Origin of the sequence: Microbacterium hominis (assembly GCF_013282805.1) — a bacterium.
In the GTDB taxonomy this organism is placed as follows: Bacteria; Actinomycetota; Actinomycetes; order Actinomycetales; family Microbacteriaceae; genus Microbacterium; species Microbacterium hominis_B.
This window is the reverse complement of record NZ_CP054038.1, coordinates 3079599-3101172: the sequence shown is the minus strand read 5'-3', so window position 1 is coordinate 3101172 and position 21574 is coordinate 3079599. Positions and strand designations below refer to the sequence as shown.

Sequence of the window (21574 nt, the reverse complement as noted above, 5' to 3'; positions counted from 1 at the left end):
AGAGAAGAGTGGATGCCGCGCCCGCGCGCCGGGTGCGGCATCCACTCTTCTCATCGGCCCGGATCAGTACCAGTTCGTGGCGACCGAGTGCGACCAGGCGCTGCAGGGGGAGCCGTAGGCGGCGGCGATGTAGCCGAGGCCCCAGCGGATCTGGGTGGTGGCGTTGGTCTGCCAGTCGGCGCCGGCCGTCGCCATCTTGCTGCCGGGCAGCGACTGCGGGATGCCGGTCGCGCCGCTGGAGGCGTTGTAGGCCTGGTAGTTCCAGTTCGACTCCTTGTTCCACAGCGAGTCGAGGCACGCGAACTCGCCGTCGCCCCAGCCGTATTCCGACGCGGCGATGCTGCGGGCGGTGGCGCGGGCGCCGTCGGGCGTGTTGGCGGCGGCCAGCGCGGCCGCGCGCGCGGCCTCCTCGGCCGCCTTCTTCTCCGCCGCGGCCTTCTCGGCGGCGGCCTTCTCGGCGGCGGCCTTGGCAGCGGCCTCTTCGGCCGCCTTCTTCTCGAGGGCGGCGTCGAGGCGCTCGGTCAGGGCGTCGACGCGTGCTGAGACGGCGTCGGTCTCGGCCGCGATCTCCTCGGCGATCTGCGGGAGCAGCAGAACAGGCAGCACGTCGAGGTCGTCGAGGCGGTGGATCGCCTCACGCAGGTCGGCCACGTCGATGTCGGTGCTCTCGGTGCCGAGATCGAGCCCTGAGGTGTTCACCTCTCCGGTCACGGCCGCGGCGTCGCGCAGCGCGGCGCGCGCGTCGGCGACCGAGGCTTCGGCCTCCGCCGTGATGGAGTCGAGCGTCACCGGCTGCGGGGCGGCCGGGAGTGCGGCGGCGACGGGGGCGGCGACCGAGGCGATGGATGCCGCGGTCGTGACCGGCATCGTCGCGGCGGCCGATCCGGTCGTCAGCACGACGGTGAGGGCGGCGCCGACGGCGACCGACGCGGTGAGGAACGAGCGGTTGCGCCGGCGCGCGCGGGCGCGCTGGACGCGGGTCATCGAGGGGTGGGGCACAGGGTGGATCCTTCGGGTCGAGGCAGCCGCGAGCGCGGCGCGACGCGCCCTCGGGCCGGACGCGAAGTCTCCACCCTGACCGGTGATTCTGGACGGTTCCCAGGCTTTACCTGGACATTCGGTCAGAGCCGGGCCGACTCCGTGACCGTTTCGCGGGTCTGTGCCGCGTCCGCCGCGAGGGTCACTGGGGTGAGATCGATGCGGCGCAGCAGCTGTGCGTTGAGGGCCACGACGATGGTCGAGACCGACATCAGGATCGCGCCGACCGACATCGGCAGCACGAACCCGATCGGCGCCAGCACGCCCGCGGCGAGGGGCACCGAGAGCAGGTTGTAGCCGGCGGCCCACCACAGGTTCTGCCGCATCTTGCGGTAGCTCGCGTGGGAGAGCTCGATCACCGACAGCACCGCGCGCGGGTCGGATCCGGCGAGGATGACCCCGGCCGACCCGATCGCCACATCGGTGCCCGCGCCGATCGCGAGACCGACATCGGCCTGGGCGAGCGCGGGCGCGTCGTTCACTCCGTCGCCGACCATCGCGACCCGTCGGCCCTCGCGCTGGAGCGAGGCGACCGCGTCGGCCTTGTCTTCGGGGCGCACCCCGGCGAACCAGCGTTCGATGCCGAGCTCGCCCGCGACCGCGGCGGCGACCGGCTCGGCGTCTCCGGTGATCATCACGATCTCGATGCCGCGGGCGCGCAGGGCCGCCACCGCGTCGTGCGACTCCGGCCGTACCGCGTCGCTCAGCCGCAGGGCGCCCGCCACCGCGCCGTCGACCACGACGTGGAGCACGGTCGCGCCCTCGTCGTGCCACGGCTGCGCGGCATCCAGCTCGCCGGCCTGCTCGTCGGCCAGGAGGGCGGGGCCGCCGACGCGCACGGTGCGCTCCTGCACCCGGGCCGTCACGCCGACCGCGGGTGACGAGGAGAAGTCGTGCGCGGGCGGAACGCGCAGTGCGCGCTCCTGCGCGGCCGTGACGATCGCGCGGGCCAGCGGGTGCTCCGAGTCGGTCTCCGCCGCGGCGGCCAGCGCCAGCACCTCATCGTCTTCGAAGCCGTCGGCGGCGCTCACCGCGGTGACCGCGGGGGCTCCCGCGGTGAGCGTGCCGGTCTTGTCGAACAGCACGGCGTCGACGGTTCGCATGGTCTCGAGGGCCAGACGGTCCTTGACGAGCACGCCGGCGCGCGCGGCGCGCTCGGTGGCGATCGAGACGACGAGCGGGATCGCGAGACCCAGCGCGTGGGGGCACGCGATCACGAGCACCGTGATGGTGCGCACGACCGCGTCACCGGGAAGTCCGATCGCGGTCCACACGATCGCGGTGAGCACGGCGGCCGAGACCGCGAACCAGAACAGCCAGGCGGCGGCGCGGTCGGCCAGCCGCTGCGCGCGCGAGGTCGAGGCCTGTGCGTCGGCGACGAGTCGCTGGATGCCGGCGAGCGCCGTCTGCTCGCCGGTGGCGGTCACCCGCACCCGCAGCCCCGAATCGGTGGCGACGGTGCCGGCGACGACCTGGTCGCCCTCGCCGCGTTCGACGGGGCGCGACTCGCCCGTGATCATCGATTCGTCGACCTGCGCCCGGCCCTGCGTGATGGTGCCGTCGGCGGGCACGCGCCCGCCCGGTCGCACGACGACGACGTCTCCGACGCCGAGGTCGGCGGGCGCCACCGTCACGACCGCGTCGCCCTCCACGCGCTCGGCCTCATCGGGCAGGAGGGCTGCGAGCGAGTCCAGCGCGGAGGTGGTCTGGGCGAGCGAGCGCATCTCGAGCCAGTGCCCGAGGAGCATGATCACGATCAGCAGCGCCAGCTCCCACCAGAAGTCGAGTTCGTGATGGAGGATGCCGAGACTCGCGCCCCACGAGGCGACGAACGCGACGGTGATCGCGGTGGCGACCAGCAGCATCATGCCCGGTGCCCGCGAGCGCAGCTCCGAGACGGCGCCGGTGAGGAACGGGCTGCCTCCCCACAGGTACATCACGGTGCCGAGCACCGGCGAGATCCACGTCACCCACAGCGCATCGGGGAGCGGGTAGCCCAGGAGCATCGCGAACATCGGGGAGAACGCGACGACCGGCACGGCGAGCACGAGCATGATCCAGAACAGTCGCCGGAACCGCGCGACGTGGTCGCCGTGACCCTGGTGGCCGCCGTGCCCGCCGTGGGCGCCGTGGGCCTCGTGCCCGCCGGGGTCACCGTGGTCGCCGTGGCCCTGGTGGCCGCCGTGCCCGCCGTGGCTCTCGTGCCCGCCGGGGGCGTCGCTGCCGCCCGGAGAGTGGCCCGCGTGCATCGCGTGGTCTGCGTGCGTGTCGTGCTTCTGGTGAGCGTCCATGATGTTCCGAACATACCCCCAGGGGGTATCTATTCCCGTTCTGTCAGAAGTCGGATGCCGGCGATGACGGCCTCGTGGGTGCCCGCCGCGCCGAGCACCCGGAAGTGGCCGGGTGCGCGCACGAGCACATTCGTCGCGCCGTCGAGCGCGCTGCCCTCGGGGATGTGCGGGTCGTACGGCCCGAACACCGACACGATGCGCGCGTTCACGGAGGTCGCGCGCCCCAGCGCGAGGATGGTCGCGTCGGAGGGGAGGAAGTCGCGGATGCTGCGGTCCCACGCGAGCACCGACGCCAGGCGGGAGCCTCCGAAGGGCGTGCACACCGCCACGACGCCCCGCACGCCGAGCTGATCGCCGCCGGATTCGAGGTCGACGAGGAGGTGCTTGGCGATGAGCCCGCCCTTGCTGTGCGCCACGATCACGCGCCCCGCGTCGGGGGAGGGATGCTGCGCGAGCACGCCCCCGAGGCGATGCGCGGTGCTCGCCACGGTGCCGCGGTTGATCCCGAGTCCGTGCACGACACTCACGCGGTGGCCGGCCGCGCTCAGGGCGTCGCCGAGCGGGATCAGGAAGGTCCAGTGCTCGTACACACCGGGAATCAGCACGACCTCGGGGAGGTCGTCGCCGCCGCGGCGCCATGCCGCGGGCACCGGCCGCGGCCGCCCGATCGTCCACGGCGGGGCGAGGATCGCGAGCTGGCGTCTGCCCGCGTAGAGGTAGTCGGCGGCCCACCACAATCCCCGCAGCAGCGCCGGCGAGCGGCGGGGTTCGGTGGTGGTCATCGGTCGCCTCCTCGGTCACTCTAGCCGCCGGCATCCCCGGCCTTCTCTAGGCTGGAACACGCCTCCCGCGCATTCGCGCCCCTTCACCGGCATCCACATACACAACGAGAGTCCGCCATGACCGCCGTGATCCCTCCGCCCGACAGCGCCACCCGATACCGCATCGAGCCGACCGTCCTGCAGGCCCTGCGCAGCCCCCGCATCCTCACCCGGGAGGTGCTCGCCGGGCTCGTCGTGGCGCTCGCGCTCATCCCCGAGGCGATCGCGTTCTCGATCATCGCCGGCGTCGACCCGCGCGTGGGGCTCTTCTCCTCGTTCGTGATGGCGGTCGCCATCGCGTTCGTGGGAGGTCGCCCCGCGATGATCACGGCCGCGACGGGCGCCATCGCGCTGGTGGTCGCGCCGATTGCGCGCGAGTACGGCATGGACTACCTCGTGGCCACGGTGATCCTCGGCGGCATCCTGCAGATCGTCCTCGCACTGCTCGGCGTCGCCAAGCTCATGCGTTTCATTCCGCGCAGCGTCATGGTCGGTTTCGTGAACGCCCTGGCGATCCTCATCTTCCTCTCGCAGCTGCCCCAGCTGATCGATGTGCCCTGGCTCGTCTATCCGATGGTGGCGGTGGGGCTCGTGATCATCGTGCTGCTGCCGCGGCTCACCAGGGCGGTGCCCGCGCCGCTCGTGTCGATCGTGCTCGTCACGGCCGCCGCCGTCGTGTTCGGGCTCTCGGTGCCCACCGTCGGCGACCAGGGCGCGCTGCCCGAGAGCCTCCCGGAGCTGTTCCTGCTCGACATCCCGTTCACGCTCGAGACGCTCGGGATCATCGCGCCGTTCGCGCTCGGGGTCGCCACCGTGGGGCTCATCGAGTCGCTGCTCACCGCCAAGCTCGTCGACGACATCACCGACACGCACTCCCGGAAGTCCCGCGAGGCCTGGGGGCAGGGCGTCGCCAACATCCTGTCGGGCGCCTTCGGCGGCATGGGCGGCTGCGCCATGATCGGCCAGACCATGATCAATGTGAAGGTCTCGGGCGCCCGCACGCGCATCTCGACGTTCCTGGCGGGCGTCTTCCTGCTGATCCTCGTCGTCGTGCTCGGCGACATCGTGGCGATCATCCCCATGGCGGCCCTGGTCGCGGTGATGATCATGGTGTCGGTGGCGACCTTCGACTGGCACAGCATCCGCCCGTCGACCCTGAAGCGGATGCCCTGGAGCGAGACCGGCGTCATGCTCGTCACCGTCGTCGCCACGGTCTGGACGCACAACCTCGCGATCGGCGTCGCCCTCGGCGTGGTCGCCGCGATGGTGCTGTTCGCGCGCCGTGTCGCGCACTTCACCTCGGTCTCGCGCACCGTCTCCGACGACACGTCGACTGCGCACTACACGGTCGACGGCGAGCTCTTCTTCGCGTCGAGCAATGACCTCACGACGCAGTTCGAGTACGCCGCCGACCCGGCGCACGTCGTCATCGACATGTCGCGCTCCCACATCTGGGACGCCTCCACGGTCGCGGCCCTCGACGCGATCGCGACCAAGTACGAGCGCCACGGCACCCGGGTCGAGATCCGCGGCATGAACGAGGCGACCGCTGCGTTCCACGGGCGCCTGACCGGCAACCTCGGCTCCGGCGAGTGAGGACGCCCCATGGGGAGTCCTCCCCATGGGGCGGCCCTGCGGGTTGCCGGTAGCCTGACCGGGCGGTCGGCGGGACCGTTCGGGACGGGAGCGGGATGACGGGGATGATCCGGCTGGATCTGGCGGCCATCGGCGCCACCGCGCGGCGCGCTCGCCGCATCCGGACCGTCTTCGACACGTCCGACGACAGTGCGCGACGCGCGGCCGAAGCGTGCGGCCACGACGAGCTCGCCGGCACGGTGGAGCGGTTCGCGTCCACGTGGGACGATCGCCGTCGCGGAATGTCCGACAGCCTGGGCACCCTCGCGGGCGTGCTCGATGAGATCCACGATGCGTTCTCGCAGCTGGACCGGTCGCTCGGCGGCAGCGGGGTCTGAGCGGGATGGATCCGATCCTCGGCGATCCGGTCGTGCTGCGTCGCACCGGCCGGCGCTACGACGACACGGCCGACGCGATCCGCGCGGCGGCGCAGACCCTGCGAGAGATCGCGCGGCCGGGTGCGATGGTGAGTGTCGCGATCGATCGCGTGCGCCGCGACGCGTCCGCACTCGCGGGGGAGGTCGCCGGCGCGGAAGAGCGCTATCGCGAGACCGGCGAGGCGCTCGTGGACTACGCCGCGGCCCTGGAGACGGCCCAGAGCGACGCGCGACAGGCGATCGCCGACCGCGAGGCGGCCGCCGATGCGCAGACCGCAGCCGAGGCGCGGGAGGCGGATCTGCGTTTCGACCGCATGCTCGTGTCCGCCGACGCGACCGCAGCCGAACTCGGCGCCCTCGATCGCAGCATCAGCCGCGCCGCCGCCTCGGCGGCCGCGCACGAGTCCGCCGCGAGCGCCGCAGCCGGACGGTACCGGGCGGCGATCGACGATCGCGATCGTGCCGCCCGGCGGGCGATCGCCCGCATCCACGACGTCGTCGAGGGCAGCGCCCTGAACGACTCGTTCTGGGACGACGTCGGAGGTGTGCTGCGCGACGTCGGCGACTTCATCGCCGACGTGCTCGCGGCGGTCGTGACGGTGCTCGAGGCCGCCGTGGCGGCGATCGTCGCTGTTCTGGCCGCGGTGCTCGTGCTCCTGGCGGCGGTGCTCGTGCTGGGCCTGGTGGTCCTGGCTGCGGTGGCCGCGGTGGTGATCGCGCTCGCCGCGCTCGCGGTCGTTCTCGCGCTGGCGGTCGTGCTGATCACGACGGCGCTGCTGGTCGTCGCGGGACTGGTGACCCTCGCCCTGGTCGTGCTGGCCGCCGTGCTCACCCGGGTGCTGGTCGGGCTGTTCCTGCTGCTCAATGCGCTCGCGCTGCTGTTCGTCGTGAATCTGCTGCGCGGCATGGACCCGGTGGAGGCCCTCACGCAGGCCGCGATCGTGTCGCTGCTGGCGGCCTTCCCGGAGCTGCTCGCGGTGATCGTGCTCGCCTCGGCCGAGGAGCAGGGCACCCCCGACTTCGTGGACCGCTCGCCGGTGCGCCTGCCCGACGAGTTCACCATGGGCACCCTGTTCGAAGACCTCAAGGAGATCGACGAAGCCGGTCATCTCGACCTGAACGATCCTTCGGTCAATCACGAATCGGTCGTGCGCGTCATCCCGTTCGTCGGTCCCGACGGCGAGATCATCTACCGCGTGCACATCCCGAGCACGCAGCAGTGGACCCCGGGCGGCACGAGCGGCAATGACGTGACGAGCGACGTGGTCGCGAAGATGGATCCGGACCAGCGCACCCAGCTCGAGAAGATGGTCATCGACGCGATGCGGCGCGCCGGCGTCCAGCCGGGCGACCACGTGATGCTCACCGGCTGGAGCCTCGGCGGCATCACCGCCGGCAATCTCGCCGCTGACCCCGAGTTCGGCAGCACCTACCGGGTCGACGCGATCGCGGTGGCGGGGTCGTCGGTCGACGACCTCGACATCCCGCTGCACACCAAGGTGCTCGACGTCTCCCACTCCACAGATCCGGTGCCGCGCACCGAGAACTCGTGGGAAGGCGACCACTCCGGCGACCCGAATCGGTACAAGATCGACGTGCCCGCCGCGCAGGGCGCCGGCGGCGACCTCGGCCACAATGCCGACAAGTACCAGTCGACGGTGCAGACGCAGGTCGACGACGGTGGCAGCGACGCCGGCCGGCGCTTCCTCGCCGACGACCCGTCGCACGACGGGGTGCAGGTGTCGCACTACTTCGGCACGCCGGCGAGCGTCGACGAGAATGGCAACCGGATCCAGGCGTTCGACTACGCCTACACGAGGGGTGACTGATGACGCGGTGGGCAGTGGCGGTCGTTGCGGCGGTGCTGATGGTGGCGCTGGGCGGCTGCGCACGGACGGGCTCGCAGCCCGCGGTCGACGACGCGGCGCTCGAGCAGGCCCTCCTCCAGATCGAGGGCGTCGAGGAGGCCACGATCGGCGTCTCCAACACCGGCGTCCCCGGCTCCACAGCGTTGTCGGTGACCCTCGGCCTCGACGAATCGGCGCTGGCGGGGATCGGCGCGGTGCTCAGCGACGCGGTCGATGCCGTCGCCGCGCACGCCTCGGGCTACACGGCCTATCGCTTCCGGGTCGCCGCACTCGATGCGGCCGCTCCGGGCGGCGGGCGTGTGATCACGCTGCGCACCTATCGCGACGACATCCCGATCGAGGGCGAGTACCTGGGGCCGGGACTCACCCTCACCCCGGAGCAGCTGGCGGCCTCGGCCGCATGAGCGGCCCCGCCCTCGCGTATCGGCTTCCGGGGGAGTGGTGGTCGGTGCCGATGACCACCGCCGACGACGCGTCCGCCTCGATCGCCGCGCTCGTGCGCCAGACGCTCGGCCGGCGCGACGATCAGGCGACCGCGCGTGCCCGCCAGCGCGCGCGGCTCACCGATGCCGCCGAGCGCGCCCGCGCCGCCGGCGCGACGCAGTTCCACCTGTCGCTGCGCGACGGAGCCGGCATCGCGCTGGCGTCGACCCTCGCCGAGTACCGGCCTCTGCTCCCGCTCGGCGGACAGGTGGATGCCGCGGCCGTCGCCGACGCGCTCGTGGGCGCCTTCGCGCGCGAGGCGACCGGCGACGCATCCATCGACGACCCCTGGGAGCGGTTCGCCGCCGCCGGCGGAGCGGTGTTCGCGAAGGACGACGGACTGGTGCTCCGTCGTACGCGGTCGGTGGCCGGCGACGATCCGGGCGACGCCCACGCGCAGGTGCCGACGGTGATCGTGGACTACTGGCTCACCGTCCCCGGTCGGGCAGCGGTGGTGCTCTCCACCTTCGCGACGGGACTCGCCGAGCTGGAGCCGCTGATGGTCGATCTCTTCGACGCGGTGGTCGCCGCCTCCGCGTGGATCGAGGACCCCGCCGAAGGGGGCCTTCGCGCCGAGCTGCGCCGCGCGCGGTGACCGCCACCGGGCGCGTTTGCCCGCGTCCGGTGGCCCGGGTATCATAGAGCGGGTGTGCGCACGTGCGCGCCGTCCGACGTGCCTCGGCGTGTCGAACGGTTCGACCGGGCGCCGCATCTCAGGGACAGGCCTGCGAACAGGCCCACCCCCACGGCATATCCACCGACAACACACGCAGCACCATCCTGCCGCGTGGGTGGATCCACGTGAGCCCGGGGCGTCATGAATCGAAAGACGAAGGATGCCGCGGGGGAGACCCACGAACGCTGTCACCGTGCAGCAGCTGTGCAGGACCGCGAGGCCCCGCGCAGCATGACAAGGAGAGAACGTGCCAACCATTCAGCAGTTGGTTCGCAAGGGTCGCGCGCCCAAGGTCTCGAAGACCAAGGCGCCCGCCCTGAAGTCGAACCCGCAGCAGGCCGGCGTGTGCACCCGTGTGTACACCACCACCCCCAAGAAGCCGAACTCGGCGATGCGCAAGGTCGCTCGTGTGAAGCTCCGCAACGGGACCGAGGTCACGGCCTACATCCCGGGTGAGGGCCACAACCTGCAGGAGCACTCGCTGGTGCTCGTCCGCGGAGGTCGTGTGAAGGACCTCCCCGGTGTCCGCTACAAGATCGTCCGCGGTGCGCTCGACACCCAGGCCGTGAAGAACCGTAAGCAGGCTCGCAGCCGCTACGGCGCGAAGAAGGGTTGAGTTAGATGCCTCGCAAGGGACCCGCCCCGAAGCGCCCCGTGGTCAACGACCCGGTCTACGGTGCACCTGTCGTCACGCAGCTCGTGAACAAGATCCTCGTCGACGGCAAGAAGTCGCTCGCCGAGTCGATCGTCTACGGCGCCCTCCGCGGCGTCGAGGCGAAGAACGGCCAGGACGCCGTCGCCACCCTCAAGAAGGCCCTCGACAACGTGCGCCCGACCCTTGAGGTCAAGTCGCGCCGCGTCGGTGGCTCGACCTACCAGGTGCCGGTCGAGGTCAAGCCTCACCGCGCCAACACGCTCGCCCTCCGCTGGCTCGTCAGCTACGCCAAGGGCCGTCGTGAGAAGACGATGACCGAGCGCCTCCAGAACGAGATCCTGGATGCCTCGAACGGCCTCGGTGCCGCGGTCAAGCGCCGCGAGGACACCCACAAGATGGCCGAGTCGAACCGCGCCTTCGCGCACTACCGCTGGTAATCAGCGTTCCGGCGGTCGGCCGGAACCGGAGATCGAGCAGCCGCCCAGCGTCCAACCGATACCCCCGGCCGACCGCCCCCACGACACCCGGATCCGCCCACGGCACCACCGTTGCCGGATCACCGAAAAAGTAAGGACACCCCCGTGGCACAAGAAGTGCTCACCGACCTCAACAAGGTCCGCAACATCGGCATCATGGCGCACATCGATGCCGGCAAGACGACGACGACCGAGCGCATCCTGTTCTACACGGGCGTGAACCACAAGCTGGGCGAGACCCACGACGGTGCGTCGACCACCGACTGGATGGAGCAGGAGAAGGAGCGCGGCATCACGATCACGTCGGCCGCCGTGACCTGCTTCTGGAACAAGAACCAGGTCAACATCATCGACACCCCCGGCCACGTCGACTTCACGGTCGAGGTCGAGCGTTCGCTGCGCGTCCTCGACGGCGCCGTCGCCGTCTTCGACGGCAAGGAGGGCGTCGAGCCCCAGTCCGAGACCGTGTGGCGTCAGGCCGACAAGTACGACGTGCCCCGCATCTGCTTCGTCAACAAGATGGACAAGCTGGGCGCCGACTTCTACTTCACCGTCGACACCATCGTCAACCGCCTCGGTGCGAAGCCCCTCGTGCTCCAGCTGCCGATCGGTGCCGAGAACGATTTCATCGGCGTCATCGACCTCGTCGAGATGCGCGCACTGGTCTGGCCCGGCGACGCCAAGGGTGACGTGACCATGGGTGCCAAGTACGAGATCCAGGAGATCCCGGCCGATCTCGCCGACAAGGCCGCCGAGTACCGCGAGAAGCTGCTCGAGACCGTCGCCGAGACCGACGACGCTCTGCTCGAGAAGTACTTCGGCGGTAGCGAGCTCACCGTCGCCGAGATCAAGGGTGCCATCCGCAAGCTGACCGTCGCCGGCGCGATCTACCCCGTGCTCTGCGGCTCGGCGTTCAAGAACCGCGGTGTGCAGCCCATGCTCGACGCGGTCGTGGACTTCCTCCCGTCGCCCCTGGACGTGCCCGCCATCGAGGCGCACGACCCCAAGGACGAGGAGATCGTCATCGAGCGTCACCCCGACGCCAACGACCCCTTCGCCGCTCTCGCGTTCAAGGTCGCGGTGCACCCGTTCTTCGGTCGCCTCACCTACATCCGCGTCTACTCGGGTCACCTCGACTCGGGCGCTCAGGTCATCAACTCGACCAAGGGCAAGAAGGAGCGCATCGGAAAGATCTTCCAGATGCACGCCAACAAGGAGAACCCGGTCGATTCGGTCACCGCGGGCAACATCTACGCCGTCATCGGCCTGAAGGACACCACCACCGGTGACACCCTCGCCGACCCGGCCGCCCCGGTCGTCCTCGAGTCGATGACGTTCCCCGAGCCCGTCATCGAGGTCGCGATCGAGCCCAAGACCAAGGCCGACCAGGAGAAGCTGGGTCTCGCGATCCAGAAGCTCGCTGAGGAAGACCCGACGTTCCGCACCGAGCTCAACCCCGAGACCGGTCAGACGACCATCAAGGGCATGGGCGAGCTGCACCTCGACATCCTCGTCGACCGCATGAAGCGCGAGTTCCGCGTCGAGGCGAACGTCGGAAAGCCCCAGGTGGCCTACCGCGAGACGATCAAGAAGGCCGTCGAGCGTCACGACTACACCCACAAGAAGCAGACCGGTGGATCGGGTCAGTTCGCGAAGATCCAGTTCGCGATCGAGCCCCTCGAGCTCACGGCCGACAAGACGTACGAGTTCGAGAACAAGGTCACCGGTGGCCGCATCCCGCGCGAGTACATCGAGCCCACCAACCAGGGCTTCCAGGACGCGATGCAGGTGGGTGTCCTCGCGGGCTACCCCATGGTCGGCGTCAAGGCCACGCTGCTCGACGGCGCGTCGCACGATGTCGACTCGTCCGAGATGGCGTTCAAGATCGCCGGTTCGATGGGCTTCAAGGAGGCTGTCCGCAAGGCCAGCCCCACGATCCTCGAGCCGCTCATGGCCGTCGAGGTGCGCACCCCTGAGGAGTACATGGGTGACGTCATCGGCGACCTGAACTCGCGTCGTGGCCAGATCCAGTCGATGGAGGACGGCTCGGGCATCAAGATCGTCCGCGCGCTTGTCCCGCTGTCGGAGATGTTCGGCTACATCGGCGACCTGCGCTCGAAGACCTCGGGCCGCGCCGTGTACTCGATGGAGTTCGACAGCTACGCCGAGGTTCCTCGCGCCGTCGCCGACGAGATCATCCAGAAGACCAAGGGCGAGTAAGCCCTGCGGAGGCCGGGGCGCTCGTCGCGCGAGCGAGCGGGGCGCAGCGCCCCGGCATCCGATCACAACTCAATACACACAAAGAACCATCAGATCCTCTCCACTAAGGTGGAGGAATCCCCGTAGAGAACCGGTCGCAATCCAGCGCCCGGAATCTCTACACGAACGTCCTGAGGAGGACCCAGTGGCTAAGGCCAAGTTCGAGCGCACCAAGCCGCACGTGAACATCGGAACGATCGGTCACGTCGACCACGGCAAGACCACGCTCACCGCCGCAATCTCGAAGGTGCTCGCTGACAAGTACCCGTCGGCCACCAACGTGCAGCGCGACTTCGCGTCGATCGACTCGGCTCCCGAGGAGCGTCAGCGCGGTATCACGATCAACATCTCGCACGTCGAGTACGAGACCCCGAAGCGTCACTACGCACACGTCGACGCCCCGGGTCACGCTGACTACATCAAGAACATGATCACCGGTGCCGCTCAGATGGACGGCGCGATCCTCGTGGTCGCCGCCACCGACGGCCCGATGGCTCAGACCCGTGAGCACGTTCTGCTCGCCAAGCAGGTCGGCGTTCCCTACCTGCTCGTCGCGCTGAACAAGTCGGACATGGTCGACGACGAGGAGATCCTGGAGCTCGTCGAGCTCGAGGTTCGCGAGCTGCTGTCGTCGCAGGACTTCGACGGCGACAACGCCCCCGTCGTGCGCGTCTCGGGCCTGAAGGCTCTCGAGGGCGACGCCGAGTGGGTCGAGAAGATCGTCGAGCTCATGGAAGCCGTCGACGAGTCGATCCCGGACCCGGTGCGTGACAAGGACAAGCCGTTCCTCATGCCCGTCGAGGACGTCTTCACCATCACCGGCCGTGGCACCGTCGTCACCGGCCGCGCCGAGCGTGGCACCCTGGCCATCAACTCGGAGGTCGAGATCGTGGGTCTGCGCCCGACGCAGAAGACGATCGTCACCGGTATCGAGATGTTCCACAAGCAGCTCGACGAGGCCTGGGCCGGCGAGAACTGTGGTCTGCTCCTGCGCGGCACCAAGCGTGACGACGTCGAGCGCGGCCAGGTCGTCGTGAAGCCCGGTTCGGTCACCCCGCACACCAACTTCGAGGGCACGGCGTACATCCTGTCCAAGGAGGAGGGCGGCCGTCACAACCCGTTCTTCACGAACTACCGTCCGCAGTTCTACTTCCGCACCACCGACGTCACCGGCGTCATCACGCTGCCCGAGGGCACCGAGATGGTCATGCCCGGCGACACCACCGACATGACGGTCGAGCTGATCCAGCCGATCGCCATGGAGGAGGGCCTCGGCTACGCCATCCGTGAGGGTGGCCGCACCGTGGGTGCCGGTACCGTCACCAAGATCCTGAAGTGAGTCGGGGCGGGTCAATGCTGCGAAGCAGCGTTGACCCGCCATCGACTCAGATCGAGTAGCGCGCGAAGCGCGCGTATCGAGATCTCTGCAAGGGCCGGGTTCTTCGGAACCCGGCCCTTCGCTGATCCGTCCCCACAACACAGGAGCACGACGTTGCCCGGCATCCTGATCCATGAGTGGCTCGCGCGCCACGGCGGCTCGGAGAACGTCTTCGAGGTGCTCTCAGACGCCTTCCCCGACGCCGAGCGCTTCTGCCTCTGGAACGACAGCGACGGCCGCTTCACGGGTGTCGAGGAGACCCTGCTCGCCCGCACTCCGATGCGCCGGAGCAAAGCCGCCGCGCTGCCGTTCATGCCGGCCGTGTGGCGTCATCTTCCCCGGCGGGACGCCGAGTGGATGCTGTGCAGCACGCATCTCTTCTCCCATCACGCCCGCTTCCGCGGCCCCGCCCGCCACGCTCCGAAGCTCGTGTACGCGCATACTCCCGCGCGTTACGTCTGGACCCCGGAGCTCGACGGCCGCGGCGAGAGCGCCCTTGCCCGCGCCATCTCCGCGCCGCTGAAGCCCCTCGACCGAAGGCGCGCCGCGGAGCCGGTCGCCATCGCGGCCAACAGCGCTTTCATCGCCCAGCGCATCGCCGACACGTGGGAGCGCGAGGCGACCGTCATCCACCCGCCGATCGATGCCGCCGCCTTCGCAGCCTCAGGCGGAGAGCTGTCCGCGCCCGAGCGTGCGGTGGTGACCGCGCTGCCGGGCGAATTCCTCCTCGGCGTCTCGCGCTTCGTGTCGTACAAGCGCCTCGAGCGCGTGATCGAGGCGGGCGCGGTGGCGGGTCTTCCCGTCGTGCTCGCCGGCAGCGGGCCGGAGGAGCCCCGCCTGCGCGTGCTCTCCGAAGACCTCGGCGTGCCCGTGACGTTCGTGCACAATCCGTCGCGCGACCTGCTGCGGGAGCTCTACCGCCGCGCGCTCGCGCTGGTCTTCCCCGCCATCGAGGACTTCGGCATCATCCCGGTCGAGGCGATGGCCGCCGGCACCCCCGTCGTGGCGAACGCGATCGGCGGAACCGCGGAGAGCGTCGTCGACGGCGTCACCGGCGCCCTCGTGCGCGAGTGGGATCGAGCGGAGCTCGGTGCGGCGATCTCCACAGCCGCCGCCGCCTCGCGGGAGGCCTGTGTCGCACGCGCCTTCGAGTTCGACACCCCCGTCTTCGTCGACCGGGTGCGAACCTGGGTGGCGGCATCCCTCAGCCCCTCCGCAGCGATGCCGGGCGCCTCGTGACGATCCTCGTCGACGACCGCTATCGCGGTGCGCACGGGATCGGCCGCTATGCGCGCGAAGTGCTGCCGCGGCTGGAGCTCGAATGGACGTCGCTGGGCCTCGACGGCAGCCCGCACTCGCCGCTGGACGCGTTCCGGTCCGTGCCGGCCACGGCCGCGGGTGATCTGGTCTATTCGCCCGGCTACGGAGCGTTCGTGCGCGCGCCGCGCCAGATCCTCACGATCCACGACCTGATCCAGACGAAGCTGCCCTGGCCCGGCCGCGCGAAGTTCCTCGCGTACTACGCGGGACCGGTGCGCACCGTCGTGCGTCGGGCCGGCGTGGTGCTCACGGTCTCGGAGACCTCTGCCCGCGAGATCCGGGAGTGGGTGCGTGACGACGCGGTGCGCATCGTCAACGCCGGCAACGGCTGCTCGGAGGCGTTCTCCACGGCGGGGCCGGCCGCGCCGGGCCTCGACCCGTACGTCGTTTTCGTCGGCAATGTGCGGTCGCACAAGAACCTCGACGTCGTGCTCCGCGCGCTCGCGCTGGCCCCGGGCGTGCGGCTGACGGCCGTCGTGCCCGAGGTCGAGGCATCCATCGTGCAGTCGCGGGCCGCGGGTCTGGGCGTGCTCGACCGCGTCACCGCGGTGCACGGCATCGACGACGCGCACCTCGCGGAGCTGTACCGCGGCGCGGCCGCGACGGTGATGCCGTCGACCCTGGAGGGCTTCGGCCTCCCCGCCCTCGAGTCGATCGCCTGCGGCGTGCCCGTGCTCTTCTGGCGTGGGTGCGAGGCCGTGGCCGAGATCGTCGGCGACCGCGGCTGGGCACTGGATGCCGCGCACGACGCCGAGGAGTGGGCAGCCGCTCTGCTCATGGCGGCCGCAGAGGTCCGGCGGGTGGATCCGCCCGCAGCCGGGACGTACGACTGGGGTCGCACGGCGGCGGTCGTGTCGGGGGTGCTGGGGCGGGCCTGAGCCCGGGTGCGCCTGTGCGCAGACTCAGGGGGCCGGCAGCTCCTCGATGAATGTCGTCAGAGCCTCGGCCTTCGCCTCCCACGACTCCGCGTCGGCGCGCTGCATTCCGGCCGTGTTCGGGGAAGGATGCCCCAGCGCGCGCTCGAGCAGGTCGCCGGCGTCGTCCGCGCTCGCGTAGGTGTAGAGGCCCGCGGCCTCATCAGGGCGGATCACCGGCGTCTCCCGCGCGAGGACCGAGAGTCCCGCGGCGAGGTACTCGTACCGCTTCATGGGGCTGCGGCCCGCGTTCAGCGGGTCGTCGGACAGCGGAAGCAGTCCGACGCGCGCGCTGTGGAGCAGAGCCGGCACCTGGGCATACGGCACCGCTCCGAGCAGGTCGACGTTCGGCGGCAGTTCGAGCGGAGGCGTCGTCTTCGGTCCCGCGATGGCGAACCGCACGTCGCCGCGCGCACGCGCCCACGCGGCGAGCTGCTGCCAGTCGAAGCGGCCGTCGAGCGCTCCCACGTACACACAGGTGGTGGGACGGTCGTCGGCGGGAGCACCAGTGGGAGCGAAGTGCGCGGCATCCACACCGTTCTCGAGGACCAGAGACGGAATGCGGATCCCGCCGAGTGCACGGAGAACTTCTGCCGAGGTCGCGACGATGCCATCGGCCGCGGCGACGATCTGCCGCTGTCGTTGCTCCTTCACTCCCGACGGGTAGAGATCGGTCGGACGGTAGACGAGCCTGGGGGTGAGGGAGCGTACGGAGTCGTCCCAGAGGAGCGGCTGATCGAGCAGGACGGCGTTGAACGAGGGCGGGATGCCGTGGCGGCTCAGCTCACGTGCCACCCGGAAGGGCCCATACGGCCGCGGCGCGATGGTGCGCGGCACGATGTGGGTCACCCCGTCGGCGTCGCGGTACGGCCCTCGCGGTGCCGCGGCTGCGGCATCCCGGCTCACGCGGCCGGTGACACGATGCGCGAGGGAGATCGGTGTGGACAGGTGCACGACCTCCGCGCCGGCGCGGGCGAGCGTGCGCGCGTAGTGATGGCTGCCGACGCGGAAGGCGCCGAAGGCGTGGCTGTGGGAGAGGAACAGGAAGCGGCGCGGTGTCACGCACGTGCTCCCCGGATGGCGGCGCGCACTTCCGTCTCGAGTTCGGCGAGCTGACGGTGCGCGGCGCTGACACGCTCGCGCACTTCGACAGACCGCGTGAGCTGAGCGTGCAGGAACTGCGCCATGGCGTCAACGTCTGCGTTGCCGGCGTCGACGGTGATCTCGTCGAGTCCCACGGTGGCGAAGGCCTCGGCGATCTTGCGCGTCGGATGCGGCACCAGCTCGGCGGGTACCGCGCCGCTGAGCGCGCCGAGGACGAGCACGTGCATGCGATCGCTGATGACGAGGCGCGCGTTGTCGTACCGTTCGCGGAGCCGTTCTTCCTGCGCGACGGGGTCGGTGTCGCCCCACGGCTCGAACACGCCGCCGAGGAGCTCGGCGAGCTCGCGCGCCCGAGACTCGTCTTCGCGCACCTGCACCACGGTGCGGATCCGCAGCCCTTCCGCGGCAGCGATCGCACGCACCGCCTCCAGCCACGCCTCATCCGGATGCGGTCGCGCGCCGCGAAGACTCACGATGAGCTCCTCACGGTCGGCCCACACCCTGCCCGCGCGCACCCCCGCAGCGAAGCCGATGTCGGGGGCGAGCCGACCGCCACCGACGATCGCCGCACTCGCGGCATCCCGCCACAGTGCGATCTGCGAAAGGCGCGCCGCGCGTGCGTGAAGCCACGCCGAGGGATTCGTCGGGGCGCGGATGCCGCGGGGCGGCCGCACCACGACGCCGCGCTTGAGACGCACCAGGAGTGTTTCGGCGAGGAACACCAGCTCGCGAAAGCCATTGCCGCGGTCGAGCGGGATCTCCCCGGCCTCGAAGACGAGCACGGGGCGTCGGCGGGCCGTCGCGAGCAGCCACAGCCATCGCGGCACGCTGCTCTTGGACCGCAGGACGATCGCGTCGGCGGGCACACCGAGCTGCCGCAGCCACACATCGGGTGCGTCGCCCGTGTAGACCACGAGTTCGTCGGACGTATCGCGAGACCAGTCCAGCCCGCCCCGGCGGATCAGTGCATCGCCGAGATTGCCGGCGGGGCCGGTGAGCGAGACGAACGTGCGGGTGGAGCCGCGTGCGCGTTGTCTTACCCCGGTCGCCGCATTAGCCATCGGATCAGCCTACTTCTCGCCGACAGTTGGGACGTCGGTGGAGATGCGCGGTGTAGGTAGGCGTACCCGGTGGCTAGACTCCCGTGATGGGCCGTGGATCAGCACCGGGCACAGTCGACACTGACGTTCAGGGCATCGCGGCGGTGCACTGGAACCCCGTCCGGCGCGATGCCGATGGCACCGCGCGATCGGTCGACAACTTCGGCGATCTCATCGGTCCGTTGGTTGTGGCAGGCATGCTCGACCGTCTGGCGGTGACGACGTCGGCCGCAGTCAGACGTCGCCTGTTGTCCGTCGGGTCGGTCCTTCACTTCGCTCGAGAGGGTGACGTCGTCTGGGGATCAGGTATCAATGGCAAAGAGAAGGTCGCGTCCAGCTCGTTACCTCCCATTGATGTGCGGGCCGTCCGCGGGCCGGCTACCCGCCGCCGACTGCGTGCACAGGGCATCGACGTTCCCCCGGTCTTCGGCGACCCGGCGTTGCTGCTGCCCCTGTTCATGCCTGACCTCGTCGAAATCGCACGCGCGGAGCCGACACGTGACGTGACGATCATCCCCAATTTCCACGACGTGGAGCCGGCCGGTGAAGACTCGCGAGTGATTGACCCGCGTCGCCCAATTGCCGAAGTCCTCAGAGCGATCGCCGGCAGCCGGCTCATCGTGGGATCATCTCTGCACGGCGTCGTCGTCGCTGAGGCGTTCGGCCGACCTGCGCGTGTCGTGCGATCTCGGAGCGAGCACTACCTGAAGTACTTCGATTACTACGCGGGCACGGGACGCTATGACGTCCAGTTCGCAGCCGATGTGAGCGAAGCGATCGCGCTCGGCGGCGTGGAACGCGGCACGTACGATCTGAAGGGGCTCCAGGACGCGTTTCCCATCGACCTGTGGACGGGCGGCGATCCGTCGACACCGTTGTCGGGAAGCGTCCCACAAGAGACCGATGACCGGATCGCGGCAGGGGAGAAATTCGCGGAAGGTCAGATGGGATCCGGGACCACCGGCTGAGGGGAAGAAGGGCGATGGAAGCCACATAGGTGACAGTGGGTATCGCCAAGTGCATCCCGTCAGCGATAGCTCAGGGACCGAGCGGAGGACTGCACTAGCGTAGTGGCTCGTGACTTCACAAACCCGCTCAGTTTCCGTGCGGACCGACATTCAGGCGCTGCGAGCGGTGGCGGTCCTGCTCGTCGTCATCTATCACCTCTGGCCGCATCGCCTTCCTGGCGGATTCGTCGGCGTCGACGTCTTCTTCGTTATCTCAGGGTTTCTCATCACCGGGCATCTGCTGCGTGAGCTTGAGGCGACCGGAGGAGTCCGTCTCGCTTCGTTCTGGGCTCGGCGCGCGCGTCGATTGATCCCCGCATCACTCCTTGTGTTGCTTGCGACGTCGATTGCAGTCCTCGTCTGGGTGCCTGCCGCCTATTGGCGTCAGTTCATCGGGGAAGTCATCGCTTCGACGTTCTATGTCGAGAACTGGTACCTGGTCGCCGCGAGCACGGACTATCTGGCTGCGGAGAACGTCCCATCACCTGTTCAGCACTTCTGGTCGCTGTCGACCGAGGAACAGTTCTACTTGCTGTGGCCTGTCATGATCCTCGGCGGTGCCGTTTTGGCAAAGCTCCTGCGGCGATCGAGTCTCGCCGTCGTGGGATGGATGCTGGCGGTTGTCGTCAGTGCCGCGTTCGCCCTGTCGATCGCATTGACCGCGATCGACCCCTCGCTTGCGTATTTCGCCACCCCGGTTCGTGCATGGGAGTTCGGCGCGGGTGGTCTCCTCGCCCTCCTGATTCAGAGACGGCCGCTAAGGGGCAGGATCAGAACCGCCGGGCTGGCATGGCTGGGTTGGGGCGCGATCGCACTGTCCGCGGTGGTGATCACCGGTGAAACTCCGTTCCCGGGAGCGGCAGCAGCATTGCCGGTCGCAGGCACCCTTGCGGTGCTCGCCGCCGATGAGCCCTCCGCTCGCTGGGCGCCGTCGGCAGCGTTGGAGCTGGCGCCTGTGCAGAGAGTCGGCGACTGGTCCTACTCGATTTACCTGTGGCATTGGCCGCTCATCATCATCGTTCCCTATGCCCTCGGTGCTCCCTCGGACTGGGCCGTGAAGATACTGATGCTGATCGCAACGCTACTGCTCGCGGCAGGGACGTATCGATGGGTCGAGAGCCCGCTGCGGCGCGTGAAGTCGGGACCGCTTTCACGCCCACGGACCGCCTTGCTTGGAACGGCGGCGGCGATGGCGGTCGTGGCGATGGTGGCAGGCGGCGGCGCGACAGCGGCGACCACACTCCGCACTTCTTCAACTGAAGCGGCCGGGGTTGTGATCGCGGCCGGTGAACCGTGCGTCGGGGCCAGCGCCTTCAAGTCCGAAGCTTGTGAGGCAGCCATAGCGGGCCGGGCGGTGCGCCCCGATGTCGCAAAGGTATTGGAGGATACAGGCGACGCCTTCGACTGCTATGAGTACGACAAGGTCGCCGATCCTGAGACATGTACCTTCGGCTCCAGCGATCCTGAAGCGATCCGCATCGCCCTTGTTGGAGACTCGCACGCCGCCATGCTCATCCCCGGATTGCGAACAGTGGCGCGCGAGCGGGGATGGCAGATCTCCACGTGGGTGGGAAACGGTTGCGTATGGCGCGCCCCGGGGACGGAGCCCGACGAGTGTGATGCGCGACGTGCCGCCGTCGATGCCGCGCTTCGTGAGGATCCGTTCGACATCATCTTGATGACGGCCCGACGCGCTCCCGGGATGGCGGCATCCGAGTCCGCCGCGGCGGAAGCGCTGTACGTGGAAGCATGGCAAGAGCAGATCGATCTCGGCGCACGTATTCTGGTGCTCGCTGACAACCCCCGTGTCGATCAGGTTGCGTTCGACTGCGTGCTGCGATCGGGACAGGATGCCGTTGAAGCCCAGGGTTGCGCTGTCGAGCAACACGCAGCCCTCGCGCCACGGGACATTCTCGCGGAGGCGGCAGAGTCGAGCCAGCTTGCGCAGATCATCGACCTGGGCGATCTCTATTGCGTGGAGGGAACATGTCCCCTCGTAGCAGGAGACGTCATGATCTACCGTGATCTGCACCACATCACCGCGACGTACTCGCGCGAGATCGCACCGGTCCTGGCCGAACGCCTTGCCTCGCTTCATCCGGAATGACCGGCACGAAGCGCTGCGATCGCCGGGGCGGATGCCGCGCACCCATGTGACTTGCCCGGCTGCCG

At 69.6% G+C, this 21574-nt stretch carries 18 protein-coding genes; 13 read left to right on the top strand and 5 right to left on the bottom strand.

The genetic code is table 11. The features are described from left to right. Nucleotides 1-63: 63 nt before the first annotated feature. The 3 genes from HQM25_RS14050 to HQM25_RS14040 form a co-directional block, all read right to left on the bottom strand. Nucleotides 64-999, bottom strand: a complete 936-nt coding sequence (locus tag HQM25_RS14050; protein WP_254359354.1) for a phospholipase — start codon at nt 997-999, stop codon at nt 64-66. A gap of 122 nt (nt 1000-1121) precedes the next feature. Further along, nucleotides 1122-3329, bottom strand: coding sequence for a heavy metal translocating P-type ATPase (locus HQM25_RS14045; RefSeq protein WP_172990797.1), 2208 nt, complete (start codon nt 3327-3329; stop codon nt 1122-1124). Between the two features lie 29 nt (nt 3330-3358). Next, a complete protein-coding gene (locus tag HQM25_RS14040; protein ID WP_172990796.1) occupies nt 3359-4111 on the bottom strand; it encodes an esterase/lipase family protein in 753 nt (250 codons plus the stop codon). A gap of 117 nt (nt 4112-4228) precedes the next feature. On the opposite strand from HQM25_RS14040, the gene HQM25_RS14035 reads away from it, so the two are divergent. The 11 genes from HQM25_RS14035 (at nt 4229) to HQM25_RS13985 (ending at nt 16155) form a co-directional block, all read left to right on the top strand. After that, nucleotides 4229-5746 carry a SulP family inorganic anion transporter gene (locus HQM25_RS14035; protein ID WP_172990795.1) on the top strand — a complete coding sequence of 506 codons (1518 nt, stop codon included), beginning with the start codon at nt 4229-4231 and terminating at the stop codon, nt 5744-5746. A gap of 95 nt (nt 5747-5841) precedes the next feature. Continuing rightward, complete coding sequence (locus HQM25_RS14030; protein WP_217275151.1) at nt 5842-6123, top strand: hypothetical protein; 282 nt, start codon at nt 5842-5844, stop codon at nt 6121-6123. A 5-nt stretch (nt 6124-6128) separates the two neighbouring features. Then, entirely contained in the window at nt 6129-7991 is a 1863-nt protein-coding gene (locus tag HQM25_RS14025) for a hypothetical protein (RefSeq protein WP_172990793.1), read from the top strand. Continuing rightward, nucleotides 7991-8434: a hypothetical protein gene (locus HQM25_RS14020; RefSeq protein ID WP_172990792.1), complete on the top strand. Its 444-nt coding sequence runs from the start codon at nt 7991-7993 to the stop codon at nt 8432-8434. Before HQM25_RS14025 ends, HQM25_RS14020 begins: the two co-directional genes overlap by 1 nt. Further along, nucleotides 8431-9108: a hypothetical protein gene (locus HQM25_RS14015; RefSeq protein WP_172990791.1), complete on the top strand. Its 678-nt coding sequence runs from the start codon at nt 8431-8433 to the stop codon at nt 9106-9108. Before HQM25_RS14020 ends, HQM25_RS14015 begins: the two co-directional genes overlap by 4 nt. 328 nt (nt 9109-9436) lie before the next feature. Further along, complete coding sequence (gene rpsL / locus HQM25_RS14010) at nt 9437-9805, top strand: 30S ribosomal protein S12 (protein ID WP_135063305.1); 369 nt, start codon at nt 9437-9439, stop codon at nt 9803-9805. A 5-nt stretch (nt 9806-9810) separates the two neighbouring features. After that, nucleotides 9811-10281: a 30S ribosomal protein S7 gene (gene rpsG, locus HQM25_RS14005; RefSeq protein WP_106816549.1), complete on the top strand. Its 471-nt coding sequence runs from the start codon at nt 9811-9813 to the stop codon at nt 10279-10281. 144 nt (nt 10282-10425) lie between these two features. After that, the gene (gene fusA / locus HQM25_RS14000) at nt 10426-12540 is read left to right on the top strand and encodes an elongation factor G (RefSeq protein WP_172990790.1); all 2115 of its coding nucleotides are present in this window, start codon (nt 10426-10428) and stop codon (nt 12538-12540) included. A gap of 184 nt (nt 12541-12724) precedes the next feature. Beyond that, the gene (gene tuf / locus HQM25_RS13995) at nt 12725-13918 is read left to right on the top strand and encodes an elongation factor Tu (protein WP_141929814.1); all 1194 of its coding nucleotides are present in this window, start codon (nt 12725-12727) and stop codon (nt 13916-13918) included. A 153-nt stretch (nt 13919-14071) separates the two neighbouring features. Then, on the top strand, nt 14072-15196 hold the full coding sequence (locus HQM25_RS13990) for a glycosyltransferase (protein ID WP_172990789.1): 1125 nt from the start codon (nt 14072-14074) through the stop codon (nt 15194-15196). Then, on the top strand, nt 15193-16155 hold the full coding sequence (locus HQM25_RS13985) for a glycosyltransferase family 4 protein (protein WP_254359353.1): 963 nt from the start codon (nt 15193-15195) through the stop codon (nt 16153-16155). The genes HQM25_RS13990 and HQM25_RS13985 overlap by 4 nt, the downstream gene beginning before the upstream one ends. 24 nt (nt 16156-16179) lie before the next feature. On the opposite strand, the gene HQM25_RS13980 is transcribed toward HQM25_RS13985, so the two are convergent. Further along, nucleotides 16180-17253: a glycosyltransferase gene (locus tag HQM25_RS13980; protein ID WP_172990788.1), complete on the bottom strand. Its 1074-nt coding sequence runs from the start codon at nt 17251-17253 to the stop codon at nt 16180-16182. Further along, complete coding sequence (locus tag HQM25_RS13975; RefSeq protein ID WP_172990787.1) at nt 17250-18356, bottom strand: polysaccharide pyruvyl transferase family protein; 1107 nt, start codon at nt 18354-18356, stop codon at nt 17250-17252. The genes HQM25_RS13980 and HQM25_RS13975 overlap by 4 nt, the downstream gene beginning before the upstream one ends. 86 nt (nt 18357-18442) lie before the next feature. Between HQM25_RS13975 and HQM25_RS13970 the strand changes: the two genes are divergently transcribed. Both HQM25_RS13970 and HQM25_RS13965 read left to right on the top strand, forming a co-directional pair. Further along, a complete protein-coding gene (locus tag HQM25_RS13970) occupies nt 18443-19363 on the top strand; it encodes a polysaccharide pyruvyl transferase family protein (protein ID WP_172990786.1) in 921 nt (306 codons plus the stop codon). A 109-nt stretch (nt 19364-19472) separates the two neighbouring features. Next, on the top strand, nt 19473-21509 hold the full coding sequence (locus tag HQM25_RS13965; protein WP_172990785.1) for an acyltransferase family protein: 2037 nt from the start codon (nt 19473-19475) through the stop codon (nt 21507-21509). Nucleotides 21510-21574: the final 65 nt, after the last annotated feature.